9 protein-coding genes are annotated in these 16,464 nt (G+C 42.8%); 4 read left to right on the top strand and 5 right to left on the bottom strand.

Going from position 1 to position 16,464, the window contains the following annotated elements; all coding sequences use genetic code 11:
* Positions 1–56: 56 nt before the first annotated feature.
* Positions 57–2,735 (bottom strand): type I DNA topoisomerase, encoded by a 2,679-nt coding sequence (topA, locus tag F6J99_RS16235; protein ID WP_293113823.1) that lies wholly within the window; start codon positions 2,733–2,735, stop codon positions 57–59.
* A gap of 688 nt (positions 2,736–3,423) precedes the next feature.
* On the opposite strand from topA, the gene F6J99_RS16230 reads away from it, so the two are divergent.
* Positions 3,424–4,989 (top strand): NAD(P)H-quinone oxidoreductase subunit N, encoded by a 1,566-nt coding sequence (locus tag F6J99_RS16230; RefSeq protein WP_293113822.1) that lies wholly within the window; start codon positions 3,424–3,426, stop codon positions 4,987–4,989.
* Between the two features lie 874 nt (positions 4,990–5,863).
* On the opposite strand, the gene F6J99_RS16225 is transcribed toward F6J99_RS16230, so the two are convergent.
* Positions 5,864–6,919 (bottom strand): sulfotransferase, encoded by a 1,056-nt coding sequence (locus F6J99_RS16225; protein ID WP_293113821.1) that lies wholly within the window; start codon positions 6,917–6,919, stop codon positions 5,864–5,866.
* Positions 6,920–9,267: 2,348 nt separating this feature from the next.
* On the opposite strand from F6J99_RS16225, the gene F6J99_RS16220 reads away from it, so the two are divergent.
* Positions 9,268–9,438 carry a hypothetical protein gene (locus F6J99_RS16220; RefSeq protein ID WP_293113820.1) on the top strand — a complete coding sequence of 57 codons (171 nt, stop codon included), beginning with the start codon at positions 9,268–9,270 and terminating at the stop codon, positions 9,436–9,438.
* Positions 9,439–9,461: 23 nt separating this feature from the next.
* Here the strand turns inward: F6J99_RS16220 and F6J99_RS16215 are convergent, their stop codons facing one another.
* From F6J99_RS16215 to F6J99_RS16205, 3 genes are all read right to left on the bottom strand, one after another.
* On the bottom strand, positions 9,462–10,346 hold the full coding sequence (locus F6J99_RS16215; RefSeq protein ID WP_293113819.1) for a formylglycine-generating enzyme family protein: 885 nt from the start codon (positions 10,344–10,346) through the stop codon (positions 9,462–9,464).
* Positions 10,347–10,548: 202 nt separating this feature from the next.
* Complete coding sequence (locus F6J99_RS16210) at positions 10,549–11,574, bottom strand: haloacid dehalogenase-like hydrolase (protein WP_293113818.1); 1,026 nt, start codon at positions 11,572–11,574, stop codon at positions 10,549–10,551.
* A gap of 148 nt (positions 11,575–11,722) precedes the next feature.
* Positions 11,723–13,582, bottom strand: a complete 1,860-nt coding sequence (locus F6J99_RS16205) for an arylsulfatase (protein WP_293113817.1) — start codon at positions 13,580–13,582, stop codon at positions 11,723–11,725.
* Between the two features lie 1,289 nt (positions 13,583–14,871).
* Here F6J99_RS16205 and F6J99_RS16200 point away from each other — a divergent pair.
* Positions 14,872–15,126, top strand: coding sequence for a hypothetical protein (locus tag F6J99_RS16200; protein WP_293113816.1), 255 nt, complete (start codon positions 14,872–14,874; stop codon positions 15,124–15,126).
* A 473-nt stretch (positions 15,127–15,599) separates the two neighbouring features.
* The gene (locus F6J99_RS16195; protein WP_293113815.1) at positions 15,600–15,821 is read left to right on the top strand and encodes a hypothetical protein; all 222 of its coding nucleotides are present in this window, start codon (positions 15,600–15,602) and stop codon (positions 15,819–15,821) included.
* Positions 15,822–16,464 lie beyond the last annotated feature (643 nt).

Genomic DNA, 16,464 nt, shown 5'->3' with positions numbered 1-16,464 from the left:
TGTCACATCTTATTATATATCCTGATTTTAATCAGTTTGTCAGCAAGTACAATTACTTATTCACTCTCTGACTTACCCTCTTGGTCATCATCTTTTGTTTTCTTAGTAGTCTTCTTGGTGGATTTCCCAGAGGTTTTCTTTTTGGTGGAAGTAGTTGATTTACTGGACTTGCGACCAGATTTACCCGATGACGCCTTAGCTGCTATGAGTTCCAAGGCAGTTTCTAAGGTTAACTCCTCCATGGATTTTCCCTCTGGCAGAGAGGCATTAACTTTGCCATGGTTCACATATACCCCATACGGACCCTGATAAATATTGACTGGTTCGCCATCTTTAGGATGAACCCCTAGTTCCCGTAAGGGTGTTTTAGTCTTGCTGCGAGAACCGCCCCTTGTCCTCTTAGGTTGTGCCAGCAGCTCTAATGCACGGTCTAGGGTAATTGTCAAGACGTTATCCTCACCTTTAAGGGAGCGGTAATCTTTGCCCTCTTTCCCTTGGTCATGGACAACATAAGGACCAAAGCGTCCGATTGCGGTTTTGACGGGTTTGCCTGTTTCCGGATGAGGACCGAGAAGGCGGGGGAGTGCTAGGAGACCCACTGCCATTTCTAGGTGTACATCTTCCTTATTTACCCCCTTAGGCAAAGAGACACGTTTGGGTTTTTTCTTCTTATCCTCTGTTACGTCACCTAGCTGTAGATAGGGACCATAATTGCCATTGAGGATATAAATTGGTTCACCAGTTTCCGGGTGTAGTCCCAATTTGTCTGGCCCCTCCATTTTCTGCTGAATCAGTACCTGAACCTGCTCAATGTTTAATTCAGCTGGGGTGAGGTCTTGGGGAATCGAAGCAGTAAATACACCATTGCCATTGTCCACTTCGACATAGGGACCAAATTTCCCGATCCGGACTCTAGCATCGAGGTCTTCGAGTTCAACAGTACGGGCAACAATGGGGTCAATCTCATTAATCCTTTCCTTGACTTGGTTGTCGAGACCCTTTTCTCCCAAATAAAAGTTCTGCAGGTAAGGAAGCCAGTGCGCTGCCCCATTGGCAATCTCATCTAAGGTGCGCTCCATTTTGGCCGTGAAGCTCGTGTCCACCAAGTCGGGGAAGTTTTGTTCAAGCAAATTAGTAACTGCAAACGCGGTAAAGGTGGGAGCAAGGGCATTTTTCAGTTTCTGAGCATAGCCTCGGTCAATGATAGTACCAATAATACTAGCGTAGGTACTGGGACGACCAATCCCCTCTTGTTCCAAGGTTTTGACCAAGGTAGCTTCCGTGTAACGGGCTGGGGGTTGGGTTTCGTGACCGATAGCTTCTAGTTCTCTACAGTTAGGATGATCCCCCACTTTCAAAGCTGGCAGAATCACTTCCTGGTTTTCTAGGGCAGCGTTGGGGTCATCAGACCCTTCCACATAAGCCCTTAGATAACCTGGGAAGTCAATGCGCTTACCAGTAGCCCGAAATCCGGCATTTTCCACTTGCAAATCAACCACAATTTGAGTTTGTCGAGCATCCGCCATTTGACAAGCAACGGTACGCTTCCAAATCAGGTCATAGACTTTAAATTCGCGATCGCTTAATCCCGTTTCTTGAGACGTTTTGAATGTACTCCCTGCTGGACGAATAGCTTCGTGAGCTTCTTGAGCTCCTTTGCTCTTAGTGGTATACTTTCTCGGCTTGGGGCTAAGGTACTCCACCCCGTATTTTTGTTCAACGCAGCTACGGGCTGCTGTGATCGCTTGTTCAGACAAATGTACTGAGTCTGTACGCATATAGGTAATGAAACCCTTTTCATACAGACTCTGGGCAGTCCGCATCGTATCACGAGCCGATAGTCCCAGTTTCCGGTTTGCTTCCTGTTGGAGGGTCGAGGTAGTAAAGGGGGGTGAGGGTTTGCGAGTAACAGGTCGTTCTTGTAAATTAGTAACCGTCCAGACTTTATCGATCAGGCGGTCTTTGAGTGCTTTCGCCTCCAGTTCACTCAACAATTTGACCTGCCTACCTTGGATAATGTCACCTGTATTGGCATCGAAATCACTACCGGTAGCAATTTTAACCTTATCCAGGGTTACTAGCTTAGCGTCAAAGGAACTTCCTGCTTCTAGAATCCCTTTCAAATCCCAATAGGTGCCCTTGCGGAAGGCACGGCGTTGCCGTTCTCGAGTTACCAACAGCCGCACTGCTACAGACTGTACCCGACCAGCTGATAAGCCCCAAGCCACTTTTTTCCACAGCAGCGGTGAGAGGGTGTAGCCCACGAGTCGGTCAAGAATCCGCCTTGTTTCCTGAGCTCTTACCACCTGATCATCGATCTCACGGCAGTTTTGTAGGGCATTTTGAATAGCATCCTTAGTGATTTCATGAAATACCATCCGCTTAGTTGGCACTGTCGGCTTTAAGATTTGTAACAAATGCCAACTAATACTCTCCCCTTCTCGGTCTTCATCCGTAGCCAAAATCAGTTCATCAGAATCTTTCAGAGCTGCTTTGAGCTGTTGGACAACCTGTTTCTTGTCTTTAGGCACCAGGTAAAGGGGTTCAAAGTCAGCGTCCACATTCACCCCAAACTTAGCCCACTTTTCCCCCTTGTATTTTTCGGGGATTTCACTAGCTGATTGAGGTAAATCACGGACGTGACCCATGGAGGCTTCGACCTGGTAACTAGAAGGTAAGTAGTTCCGAATGGTGCGAGCTTTAGTAGGAGATTCGACAATTACAAGGGTTGTCATCGGAGTTTCAACAATAGCGGCGGTGTTGAATAGTCTAATTTAAATACTATTTCTCAAAGGTCGAGGGAGTAAGCGAGTATACTTGCTCCCTACTGAGTGTGGGTATTGTTTGCCAGCATAGTTTTCCACCATAGTTTTCCAGCATTAAGTACAACCCCCTGATGGCAGTATAAGCTTGCCTATTAATTTCTACAGTACGCCACTTGTGTCGCAGCCTAACACGAACAAGGAGCAACTGTGTCGGAAAGGGAGTGAGCCAACTCGACCATCGGTACGGGGATTTAAGGGCTACTTAATATGCGCTTCAGCAGTACTCCCCACTTTTTCGGATTGTGCTAGAAATAATGTTTACCTAGAGGTAAACCACGAATAGCTCATGTAGTGATGGCTAACCAATAGAGCACCGTTAACACCCTCAGTACACCCCTCTCCCAATTCCTCTCACGTCTGCTTAAAGATTTGTAAACAATTCGTTCGTTGCCTTCAAAGGTAACATTGCTCCGGTGTAGGACACAGCTAGTCTCACCTTACCGTGGCACAGAGGGCAGTGAAACGGCATAAATACGGAATTATACTTTGTCCAATCTCCAAGGAATACAAGCCCTTTGCCCAAGTAGCTACAATCACCGATATGATAAGAAAGTTAATCTGGATACTCAAATAACCATAGATCATATCATTAAAGCCTATGGATTTTGCCAATCTTGCCGCCCAGTTGAATGCTGGGGTAATTTTGCCAGAGGGAATTGTAGTTATTACCCTCTTGCTAGTGTTAATCATTGACCTGATTGCTGGGAAAAAGTCTGCTCAAACTATTTCCTATGTAGCCATTGGGGGTCTACTTGCTGCCATAGTTGCCCTGTACTTCCAATGGGATGCTGCAAATCCCATCGCCTTCTTTGGGGAATTTAATGGTGACACCCTGAGTGTGGCATTTCGTGGCATCATTGCCCTATCGACTGTGTCAACGATTTTGATGTCAATTCGTTATGTGCAGCAGTCGGGTACATCCTTGGCAGAATTTATTGGCATTTTGCTCACGGCTACTTTAGGAGGGATGTTCCTGTCCGGGGCGGCGGAACTGGTCACGATTTTTATATCCCTCGAAACCCTCAGTATTTCGTCCTACCTGATGACGGGTTACATGAAACGTGACCCCCGTTCCAATGAGGCCGCGTTGAAATATTTGCTGATTGGAGCAGCCAGTTCAGCCGTATTTTTGTATGGTGTCTCCCTATTATATGGGTTATCTGGGGGACAAACCCAGTTGAGTGCGATCGCTCTTGGAGTTGCTGACCTAGAATCCGGTCAATCCCTAGGTCTTCTGATTGCCTTGGTGTTTGCGATCGCTGGTATTGCTTTTAAAATCTCAGCAGTTCCTTTCCACCAATGGACTCCCGATGTTTACGAGGGTTCTCCCACCCCAGTGGTAGCGTTTCTCTCAGTTGGTTCTAAAGCCGCTGGCTTTGCCCTAGCGATTCGTCTACTGATCACTGCTTTCCCATTGTTAAGCGATCAGTGGCATTTTGTATTCACTGCTTTGACTATCCTAAGTATGATTTTGGGTAACGTGGTTGCCCTAACTCAATCGAGCATGAAACGGATGCTAGCCTATTCCTCTATTGCTCAGGCTGGGTTTGTGATGATTGGTTTCATTGCTGGGACCCAAGCCGGTTACGCTAGCATGATTTTCTACATGCTGGTGTACTTGTTTATGAACTTAGGGGCTTTCGCTTGTGTTATTCTGTTTACCCTACGCACTGGTACTGACCAAATTAGTGAGTATGCTGGTCTTTATCACAAGGACCCACTGCTGACTTTGGTTTTAAGTGTTTGTTTGCTGTCTTTAGGTGGGATTCCACCCTTTGCTGGATTCTTTGGTAAAATCTATTTATTCTGGGCTGGTTGGCAAGCAGGATTGTATACTTTAGTGTTAGTGGGTTTGCTGACTAGTGTGGTTTCGATTTACTACTACATCCGTGTGGTCAAGATGATGGTTGTCAAGGAACCTCAAGAGATGTCGGATGTGGTGAAGAATTATCCCGAAATTCGCTGGAGTTTACCCGGTATGCGTCCGTTACAGGTGGGTTTAGTGATGTCGTTAATTGCGACCTCTCTGGCAGGGATTTTGTCGAATCCGCTGTTTTCTTTGGCCAATGATTCTGTTGTTAAGACCCCCATACTGCAACAGGCCGTGATTAGTACTCAGCTGTCTCAAGGCCATCAGGTTTCATTGATGAGTGCTGATAATTGAGGCGCTCAGAGCGTAAGAAGCATTCAGCTATCAGCTGTCAGCCGTCAGCTAATCAACGGGAGGTAGTAAACAAGTTGGAGGGTGCTGGTACGGCTGCTTGAAAATCCCTGCTCGTTTTGCTGATCCGACCCCGTGCAGTTAAAGCCCCTGCTAGCACCTCAAGTACCGTGGCACAGGCTTTGGCCTTGGCCAAAAGGCCACGCGGGGCGCGTTTGGCCACGCTGTGCGAACGACCCTGGGATGGGCATTAGCTGACGGCTGAATACTTAGCTCAGAGCCATACACCCGAAGCGCCCCTTCCTGTTGGATAGGGCGCGAACAAGAGGTGCGACCCGTGGCGAATTTAATAATTAGATGCGGAAAGCGCACCTAAGATTTTAGCTTGAGTAGAAAAGCCTGACTTAATAGTCAGGCTTTGTCTTTATGTCAAGCACTCTAGCGGTTTTAAATTTGGTGAGGTACAGAGTTTCGGGTTTTAGGGAACAGGGAACAGGGAACAGGGAAAAGGGAACAGGGAACAGGGTAAAAATTATGTGTACCTCATTAGGCTAAAAAGCGCTAGAGTGGCAGAAACCCCCGTCAGGCCACTGCATCCCTTTTACTTAGGGCTTGCTGATTAACTCTCATGCGCATTGACAGATAAAGGTTTTAGCCTTTTTGGGTCGAAAAAAGTGCAAGCAAATCGCTCCAAAAAGCTCAAAAAGTTAGGATTTTGGGCAGACAAGGGCAGAAAAATCAAGGGAGAATTCTTCCGACTACCTTCTATATAATTCTCCTAACTCCTGACTCCTGACTCCTGACTCCTGACTCCTGACTCCTGACTCCTGACTCCTAACTCAATCCCTTACCAAAAGACTTTTTCAGCAAACCTTACTTATTGGATCGAGTTTTGGGATAAATTTATGGTCATGGATAATTTGAGTGTCTTGAGAGTTACTAAACCTTCACGGATTTTCCCTATAACTCGTTGAAGATTAGCTTTAGACAGTCTCCAATAGATGTACTGAGAATAATCTGCGTAGAACTTTAGTAGTGTGTGAAATTGCCACCTTTTAGGAATACAGTCATAGCCTAGATGGAGCATGGTTTTATAATTCAGAATCTCCAAGACTGCTAGTTCTGAATCACTAAGTTCGTGTTTCCAAGCCTCAATGCGATCGCTACTAACCGGCTGAAAGGTCTTGGCGTGCCATCCTAGCTCACGGGTCGGTACCAAGTTTTTTTGAGCATTTTTTTGGTTAAACTCCAGCATTGATTGGCTAAAGGATACCCCGAGCCAATCACAAATTCCCTGGAGTTCTTCTTCTGGATTGGTCACTAAGTCTTCGTAGAAGAGGATATGGAAGCGCTGGTCATTTTGATAGTGTTGAATGACCTGGACTAAATTTTGCCATTGTTGGGTTGTCGCTACCACATTGGCAATACAGGCTCCCTTCCAAGTCTTGGCAAATTTTTTCTCATTTCGTTTTAGGGAAGCATAGATGGCTCTGAGATCTCGGATAATTAGAATTAATCTGGCATTAGGGAAATACTTGAGAATGGTATCAAGATGATAGATGTTCCAAGGATTTTTATCTCCCCAACAATCGGCAAGACCATCAAACTGCTGTAGATAGGTTTGATAAACTGTGGCGACTGCTGTTGAATAATTCAGTGGTTTCTGAGCTGTCAAATTTTCTCGCAGCTGCTGTCGGTCAATGTTCCACTCCCGAAACCTTGGATCACCGTAGAGATCTGTCAAGAGGTTATCGATTTGATTGCTTAAGTCTTGGGATGAACCGTATTTTGGTTCTAGATTAACAAAAAACAGACTTTCAGGAGGAATACAAAAATTAGGATGAGCGGTCAGCATTAACCGCAAGAGCGTTGTTCCAGAACGTTCCATCCCAAAAATAAAAAGTGGCTGATTTTGTTGAGACAAAGATTCCATAATGTGTCGATGACGGTAGAGTTTATTTTTGAACTTGATCAATATAGCAACCTGACTTCTATAGCTTGCTTAGCTGATCTTTCCTATCACGTTAATTTGATCACTTATACTAGGCTTGATTAGCTTGATTGAATTGAAAATTGTTAATTTTAAAGTAATTAGCAATTAACAATTAATTAGCACCCAATACTGATAACTATTCAACGGAAATCACTATCGGCTTTTGACTATCTAATTCCAACCCTAATAGATAGCCCAAGTCTAGTAACTGTGGGTCAAAAAGGCATTACAGCAGCTGATTTAGGATAAAGTCTGCACCAGAACTGCATGATTTTTAGTTTATTTGCCAAACGTTTAGGATTTCTCTGCACCGTTGAATCTTTTTAAGATGCTATCCTCTCTTGATGCAGTCCGTTATGGTTTTGGGTCTGTGTGCGGGACGCCGCGATTCTCATGATAGAGACACTACGTGAATGCACCTTCTAAGCCCCGTGGATTTCCACGGCAATAACGAGTGGGGGAAACCCCAGCATCAAGGCGCTGCCTCCCCGAAAACCGCTTAGGTGCGCTTGACCTAGGTGAATTAAATTCGCCACGGGTCGCACCTGTGCATCGCGCTTTTCTTAAAATTATTCAGAATTGCTGAAAGCACGGAATTCAAGAGCCTGATTTATCCAGGAATCACCAAACTCGTTTTTCTGTGCGATTTCAGAACTATCAAGAAACTATAACTTATGACGATAGACGTCATAAATCGTAACTGATCAGGTAATTAACCATCCTGAAATCACAATTCTGAAGTCGTTTGACAGCCTAATTGTTCCCTGATGATGACAATATGCAGTAAATGTTTTTTCCGCTTAACAGTATATTTACTGATTTTTTACATTGTCAACCCAAATTATCATAGATCAGCCTTAAGACTGAAATTTGGGTAAAATCCAATTATTTTTACTTAAAAAAAAATAAAAACAAAGCAAATTATTATACAATTTATTTTGGGCAATTAATATTATTTTTTTAGAGAAAAATTAATCTACATAAATCAAATAGTATCACGCTAAAATCACTTAAATCAATAGCAATACAAAAGCCTGAGTGGTGAGTGGGTAATTAGGTCAGTCGGTTACTAGTAAAATGACTAAGATTCATTCATAGTTATGATGAATAATGACTATATAGCGTTTGGATATAGGTTCTAAACACACTTGTTGTTGCCGCAAAAGGCTTGCATACAAGAGGCAAAAGCCAAAAGGGGCAATAAATCCAATGTTTTATTGTACAATAAAAAAATATCTCCTAGGTTTACATCTCAAATACAAACGCTATAGCATTACTGAAATAGGTTAGGTACACAAGTCTAGGATTTTAGGGAACAGGCAACAGGGAGAAATTAGGGGTGTTATCTCATTGATATGAGAACAATTATCAGATAAATTACCACTTTTCGGTGCAGCAAAATACTTCACTGGGTTAGGAGCTAGACCCTTTTATAGTTCGATCAACTAAATACTCTCAAAGGGTAAAAAAAGCTCGCCAGCAACAGCATAGCCCGGTATCAAATAACAGAGCATAAAATAAGCAATCAGTAAGCATATGCGCTACTTGAGGTGCTACGCCAACAGCCGTTGGCCTACGGCCACGCTACTTGAGGTGCCCTGAGCTAAAAGCTCACGGTACGCCAACAGCCGTTGGCCTACGGCCACGCTACTTGAGGTGCCCTGAGCTAAAAGCTCACGGTACGCGAAAAGTGGTCAGTGGTCAGCTTATGTTATTCAAAGCTGCGCTTTCCCCATCTAATTATTAAATTCCCTATAGGTGCGCGCCTCCTAGGCCGCGAGCAATCCCTCGCGGCCTAGGGTCGCACCAACGGGCTCGCACCTAAAAGTACCGATTGCGCTACTTTAGGTGCTGCGCGAACACTAGCGTGGCCATTTTCGTAGCTTGGCATTTGCCTTTGGGCCACGCGGGGCGCGTTTGGCTGATACGCGACACGCTGATAGCTGAATGCTTACCTTCGATGATTTACTGGTATCGGATTCTAAATCATCGTAAATTTATGTCAGAACCTACCCCCAAGCCAGACACGTCTCAACTTAACCTGGAGTTTAGACAAAATAGTGGAGAAAGAAGCTAGTTATCGTATTGTTTACGCTAACCTAGTCAACCATGAGGTCAATTGCTCACCTGCTCACCAACCAGAAAAAAAAGGCAGACTGCAATCAATACAGACTACCTAGTGGTAGATGATAAGAAATAGACAACTTTCCACATCTACCCATGACAATTTTCGATAATCTGAAACAATTTCGTCAAACAGCCTATAATTGTTTAGGGAAAGCTGCTTGATGCAACCTTGGCCTACGGCCACGCTACGCGAACGAGTTAATGGATGCGATCATCCTGACCAAAGACGTATGCTCATATCCAGAGCTGTCAAGGTGTCCAGTCTTCCGCCGTGGTTGGCCAAGTATCTACGGAGCCATGAAAGGCACTCGTCCAAACACCACGCTTATTGATGGAACTGTACATTGACCAGATGTTAGTTAAGTACCACTAGGCGAAACCCAATATGCGTTGTACCCGTATCGGGGGCTTGAGACTCCCGTGCTGCGGGTCGATAGCGACTACAGTAATTCTTCGCACAGAGGTAGGAGCCACCTTTGATCACGTGCAATGCCCCTTCCTGCGGTTTAATCGGATCGAAACTGGCGGTTTTGTTAGGTCCGATGGGGTTGAAACTATGGTCTTTGCCAGAATGTCCTACTTGATACCAATCTGAGGTCAATTCCCAAACATTTCCTGTCATGTCATAAAGACCATAGCTATTAGGAGGAAAAGATTCTACAGGTGCAGTGCCTAAATATTTATCTTCTTTGGTATTGAAAAATGGAAAGAACCCTTGCCAGGTATTGGCTTTCTTTGCAGAATATTGATTCCCCCAAGTGAATTCTTGTTCTTGAAGACCACCCCGCGCTGCATATTCCCATTGAGCTTCTGTGGGGAGAGATTTACCCGCCCAATTCGCATAAGCAACCGCATCATCATAAGCAATATGAACCACAGGATAATTATCTTTCCCTTTAATATTACTATTTGGACCGTAGGGATGTTGCCAATTAGCACCCACTGTCCAATGCCACCAGCTTAAATAAGCAATCTGTTGTATGCCTTCTGAGGGAGGCTGAAAGACAAGGGAACCGGGTTGCCGTTGGTCATCAGTTAAATTTGGAAATTGTTCTTTTGAGAGGGGTCGTTCAGCAATAGTTTGATAGCCTGTCGCTTCCACAAATTGACGAAATTCTGCGTTAGTCACTTCATGGCGATCAATGCAAAAACTATCCACCGTAACATCAGTTGCAGAACGTTCTGACGAATAGTGATTATCTGAACCCATTGTAAACGTTCCTCCGGGAATAAATACCATTCCTTCTGGACAACTCTTATTTGTATAAGATGCTTGTGCTTGTGTGGAAAAAGGTAAAATAAGGGATATTGTTATAAAACAAATAATAAGTGATTTTAACCAAAAATTTTTCATAAAATGGTTGAGACTTGAATAATACAAGATCTTAATTTAATTGGGTATCAGGTGAGCAATGCCCACCCGACTGACGACTGACTCAAATTTAGTGACACATTGGAGGTGTTCTTGATGGGATGGGATCAAAAATCGTATCGAAATCGTTTTTCATACTGACTACGATCCAATTGTCACGATTTTCGGCTTCATGGAGAGATTCATTATCAAGTGTTGAAACCTGATCTTCTTTACATTCTTTGTATTTACATTTATGTGTGCCGTCAGGATCATCATTGTATTTATATTCTCGTTCGCAATCATCATGATTAATTAGCACGATCAAGGATTGATCAACCCCAGCATCAGTGTATTTAAACATTTCAAAATCACCACTAGAGTTACCCACAGCAATGAGAGGTCGTTTGCCAATAAAAAGTTCAATTCCTACGGGTTTTCCTTTTTTATCATTATAGTGAGCTAACTCTGATTTACGAACTAAACTTCCTCCAGATCCATCAGTTGTATTAGACTCATCATAGACTGTCTTAATAGCTGAACCGATTACTTCTTCAGAGGGAATACCATAAGCTTGATCGGAAAAGGAACGAACAAAAGAAATGCCACCTCCAGAACAAATATAGACTTTAAAATCATTCTCTTTGAGGTAGTTCACCAATTCAATCACCGGTTTGTAAGTCAGATTAATATATTCAGTATCAAACCTTTCATAATCTTTATCACCTTCCGAAGTCAAGTCACTTTGTTTTGTCGTAGTGATAAAATTGTAAGCTAAGGATTTATATTGACCTGTTGTTAGTCCAACTTCGCGTTCAGATAAATTAAACAATCTGCTATCAATAAAATCATTAAAATCCTTTTGGAAATAATTAGGTCTTTCCGCCCACAAGGTTCCGTCATTATCAAAAACAGCAATGCGATCTTTTACTGGAACACCATTAGCAATAACTTGATCCACGAAGTTGGTGATTGCTTGTTTTCTAGGAGTGTCTTTCCAAGATTCTAATGCTGCATGGGCAGGTAGACAGCCTAAAGTGCCTCCTAAGCAAAAGATTGATAACAGAAATGAAAGAAAAAATGCAATTTTTTTTGTTTTGATGTTGGGAAAATTCATCGTAAATTTAAAATTCTTGAAACTACCTTGAACTGTTGTTCATAAAATCAGGAGGAGCAATCTTAAACAATAGTCTTTAAAAGCTCCTCCTAAATTCTACTTGTGTGTACACCGTCGTGTAATCAGGGAATTAATATCTGAGTAGATATTAATCAGAAGTAGGCACCTGTATCTTCTCGATGATCTTCCGAAATTCTGTAATGAAAGGAAACTCTTCTTGTAGCCTGTCTATTTTGATTTCGGTTACTACCCCATCTACTATCTGATTGATGGTAAAAGAGGCAGGTTTTTGACGAGGTGGATAATTAACAAAGCTCTGGAGAAATGCAGCTGCAGCTGTCTGAATAGGACCGAGTAAGAAAATTCGGCGGAAACGCCAGTCAACGTAATAGTCTGACTCTTTGTCTGCTTTCTCAAAAGGATCACGACGCAAGTTAAACAACTTGGGAACTCTCAAGTTAACATAGGGTTCTTCCCAAACATTAAAGCCCTCTTCGCGTTGCTCACTAAATATAATTTTCCAGTCGTTATACCGAACTGCCGATGGATAACCGTCATCAGTAAAATAGATGAAATCATGACGGGGAGGACAATAGGGAGGAGGAATCAATATAAGTGGGGTAAGAGGACGACTCAATTGATCTGGGGTAATCGGACAATCAACGAGCTTGAGTTCTGGGTCGTCCATTAACTTTTCCCCATATAATAAGTAGGGCAAGAAGTTATAACCATCTAAATGAACCTTGAATTCAGGATCTTCGTCTCCGTCAGGATCATATCCCTTAAGCAGTTGCTGTTTAATATCATCGACACCAGCCGCAGCCATCAGGGTTGGTACCCAATCAAGGTGAGACATAATTTCGTTAGAAACAACACCTTCAGGGAAATGGTTTTTCCAGCGAACGATAGCAGGGACACGGAAACCCCCTTCCCAATTAGTATTCTTTTCACTATAGAAAGGGGTTGTTCCACCATCAGGCCAGCCAAACACTTCTGCACCGTTGTCGGTAGTGTAGATGATAATTGTGTTGTCATCTAATTTTTCGTCTTTGACCAAACGGAGAAGTTCTCCGACTTGTTTATCATGTTCAACCATCCCATCTGCTTCAATTCCTTGCCCAGTGACTCCCTGAGAGTCTTCTTTCAGGTGGGTAAAGACGTGCATCCGAGTGGTGTTAAACCAAACAAAAAACGGTTCATCTGCTTCATTTGCGTTTTTAATGAACTCTTTTGTATGCTCTAATACCTCTTCATCGATGGTTTCCATACGCTTTATAGTGAGAGGACCTGTATCACAGACCAGTTGATCCCCACTAGCATATTGATCACCGGTTATATCTTCAATTTCTGGTCCGCCTTCCCATGCTTTTCCTGTTTCACATTCATGGGAGTCTCGGCCAGCATAGCTATGGAGTACCCCTCTGGGTCGATGCTGATCGAATACACTAGATACCCCTTCAGGTAGATAGTCTTCATTTTCCGGTTCCTCTTCAGCGTTCAAGTGATAGAGGTTGCCGTAAAATTCGTCAAATCCATGGACTGTTGGTAGATATTGGTCTAAATCACCCAGATGATTTTTTCCAAATTGACCGGTACGGTAGCCTAGGGGTTTGAGTAACTCTGCTAGGGTTGGGTCTTCTTTTTGCAAACCGATATCTACACCAGGTATTCCTACTTTAGTCATACCAGTCCGTATGGTTGCTTGACCAGTGATAAAGGCTGCACGACCAGCAGTACAGCTTTGTTCCCCATAGTAATCGGTGAACATGATACCTTCTTTGGCAAGGCTATCGATATAGGGGGTACGGTAGCCCATCATGCCTCGGTTGTAGGCACTCAGGTTAAACCAGCCGATGTCATCACCCATGATCACGAGGATATTGGGTTTGGGTCGGGTCATGGTTTGTGTAGCGAAAGCTGGGGCTGTAGGGAACCAAGGAAACATTCCTGACAGCGCAAGCAACAGAGACATCGCCATAGCGATCCCTGTCTTCATGGCTCGTTCCATGAAAATCAACTCCTCAATCTTCAGATAGGTTCAATCATTAATGTCACGTTCAAAGTCCAACTCAAAGACCATAAATTGAGTTTTATGGCCCTTTTTTATTGACTTTTATTCTAACTCTAGAAGTTTTCTAATGGGACTTAGACATTTTTTAGCCGCTTTAGGGACTGAAAGCTTCTCTGGAAGGGGGAAATAGGTCGATTTATTTAAAATGTCTGAAACCCTTATGAATATTGGGTTTCAGGCATTTTAAAGCTAAAAACCTCTATCCACCTTGGTTTGAGCCGATTTTCGCCTCATTTTTTGTCTAAGTCCCGTTAGTAACAAACCTCTGAATACTGATTGTTTAACTCTTAAAAACTTATATCAGAATAAACGCCTTATAAACCTCATATAAACCTCATATAAAATCTCATATAAAACCTCATATAAAACCTCATATAAACCTCATGGAAAACCTCATAAAACTCATGTAAAACCTCATAAACCTCATGGACAACCTCATAAACCTCATGGAAAACCTCATAAAACTCATGTAAAACCTCATGTAAAACCTCATAAACCTCATGTAAAACCTCATAAAACTCATGTAAAACCTCATATATTTGGGTAAACACACCATTTTAGTAAAAATGGTAACAGACAAAAATCTAAAATTCCGTATAATGTATTGTTCAAAAAATTCGATAAGGCATTTTCACCCGCTCCGGGGAACTGGGGGCGGGATTTTCGTTTAGGAGTGCGATCACATCCTGCGGAGCATCCTGCGGAAAAGCCTAAGAAACGACCATGGTAGTATCTAAGAAAATCAAATGGAAACTCTAAAAACCAACTCCAGCAGTAACTGGGGCTTGTAAATAACCAAGCTAATAAAGTACACTAAATTTTCTATTTATTATGGGTGTATCGTCCCATCGTTAATCCTGAAAAACATGGTTGCAAACCACCCATAATTAACATTTTAAATAGCCATATATATTGATTATTTAAATAATTAAAATCTATATTCGGGGCACCCGAGTATCGGGTGTGTATTTTCACCGTCTTGCGTAGACAGCAGTACCTCACTAACACGAATTATAAGGTTAGGGCAATCGCGCTTGAAGAAATTGGACAAGATGGGAAAAGACAGAGGAAATGTGGGAAACTGAGAACACAGAGGTATGACAGGAAAATGCTCCCCTGCGGTTGGCATCCCAGCAACAATAAAGAAGTGTCTGAAATCTTATCGTCAAGTTTTTGGGAAAGAAGCCGGATTTCAGCATATTAGTCGCTAGATCAGCGGATTATTGATGAGTTCAAACAAAACTCTACAAGGAATTTACAATCAAATCCTATGGTCCCAGGGAAAACAGACCAGTAGACGTGGGATGCACGAAGCGGTATTTGAAGCGGGGTGGAAACATCAATTCTTGATGGCACAGCACTCAAGAGTATTAGCTCCGATACATCAAGGAAAAGGAAGAGAAGTAATAGCTAGGAAAAGGACATTTTCCTACCACCCTTATAGTCATAAAATTTGGGGTTCAAAAGTGGCTTATGATTAGGTAAATCGATGTTGGAGTAATTATCAAACAGTAGTAACAGCAGTAGGTTCAAATCAACAGAGAGTAGATGGAATAGCAGTAGAAGTTCAACAACCATTATATGAAAAATAAGAATTAGCATATTTAGAGATGACTGGGAAATAAAATTATGAGCAACTCGAGCAAGTCCGGGAGCGATTACTAGAATTATTTCATTATCAAAAAAATAGACTGGCTGATCGTAAGCGAACAGAGATAGCAATAGAGCTAGTTCGTCAAATCGAGTCAGAAGTTCTATTTCCTGATGCCGATTATGCCTTTGACCAGCGATGCAGCGCGGTCTTGGGAAGGCAGCGCGGTCTTGGGGGTCTCCCCCGGAGACGAAACCTTAGATAGTGGAGCCTTTATAGTTAGCAGGTTATGCAGAAAAGGGTTAAATATTTGTTAATAAGGCTCCACTATCTTACGGTAACTTCAAACCATGAGCGACTGCCGTGGTTCCCCCCATGAGCGACTGCATCAAGAAAGGAATTTTATCTCATCCGAAAACCGAATTAATAGAATCTTCTGGAAAACACTGGGTCAGTGAGATTGAGTGTTCACGCCATATTTTAGGGAATAATCAATGGCAACGGGTTGATAGTGTAGCATCCGGTTTAAAAACAAACTATCCCGAAATTTTTCGTCATAAATTCTTTCGATGTCGCTATGGTTAACACCGGGATATCTGGGCTTTTACCAAAGTAATTCGTCTCAAAAAGTATGGTCGAAAACGATTGGTAATTATTCATGAACAATCTGACCTAAGTGATACCCCTAGATTTCTATTAACCGATGCTTTACATTGGGATGCTTCCCGAGTATTTTCTACATGGAGTTATCGTTGGTCAGTCGAAATTTTTTTTTAGTTCTCCAAACAATTTGTGGGTTTTGAATCGGCTCAGTTACGGAACCAAGAAGCGGTTAAACGTCACTTCTGTTTAAGTTGTGTAGCGCAGTCACTACTTCAAACCGCTAGTTGTAGTGGTAGAAAATCTGAAAAGTTTAACTGGACTCCTGAAAACCAGTCCACTATTGGTCAACGACTCCACACTCTCACTCGTGAGGCTTTCTCCAATTTACTTCAATTAATTCACAGTTTATTTAAGAAAAATCTACAGAGCAGATTTTGGAGGTGATCATGCCTTCCTAGTATTTATGAACTCAGTTCAGTTTCCCTGATTTGAGAAACCCTGGTTGACTGACAAAAGATCATGGCGTAGGTTGGGTTGAGGCAACGAAACCCAACACCAGTCAGGCTTTTGTTGGGTTACGCTATCGCTAACCCAACCTACGGGAGAATCAGCATTTCAAGGGTTT

It is taken from the genome of Moorena sp. SIO4G3 (genome assembly GCF_010692305.1).
In the GTDB taxonomy this organism is placed as follows: Bacteria; Cyanobacteriota; Cyanobacteriia; order Cyanobacteriales; family Coleofasciculaceae; genus Moorena; species Moorena producens_A.
This window is presented reverse-complemented; position numbering and strand designations above follow the sequence as displayed.

Excerpts from the sequence above, each read along its gene's own strand:
- F6J99_RS16230 (WP_293113822.1), top strand. The coding sequence starts at position 3,424 with ATGGATTTTGCCAATCTTGCCGCCCAGTTGAATGCTGGGGTAATTTTG.
- F6J99_RS16200 (WP_293113816.1), top strand. The coding sequence starts at position 14,872 with ATGAGTTCAAACAAAACTCTACAAGGAATTTACAATCAAATCCTATGG.
- F6J99_RS16205 (WP_293113817.1), bottom strand. The coding sequence starts at position 13,582 with ATGGAACGAGCCATGAAGACAGGGATCGCTATGGCGATGTCTCTGTTG.
- F6J99_RS16215 (WP_293113819.1), bottom strand. The coding sequence starts at position 10,346 with ATGGTATTTATTCCCGGAGGAACGTTTACAATGGGTTCAGATAATCAC.
- F6J99_RS16220 (WP_293113820.1), top strand. The coding sequence starts at position 9,268 with ATGCAACCTTGGCCTACGGCCACGCTACGCGAACGAGTTAATGGATGC.
- F6J99_RS16210 (WP_293113818.1), bottom strand. The coding sequence starts at position 11,574 with ATGAATTTTCCCAACATCAAAACAAAAAAAATTGCATTTTTTCTTTCA.
- F6J99_RS16225 (WP_293113821.1), bottom strand. The coding sequence starts at position 6,919 with ATGGAATCTTTGTCTCAACAAAATCAGCCACTTTTTATTTTTGGGATG.
- topA (WP_293113823.1), bottom strand. The coding sequence starts at position 2,735 with ATGACAACCCTTGTAATTGTCGAATCTCCTACTAAAGCTCGCACCATT.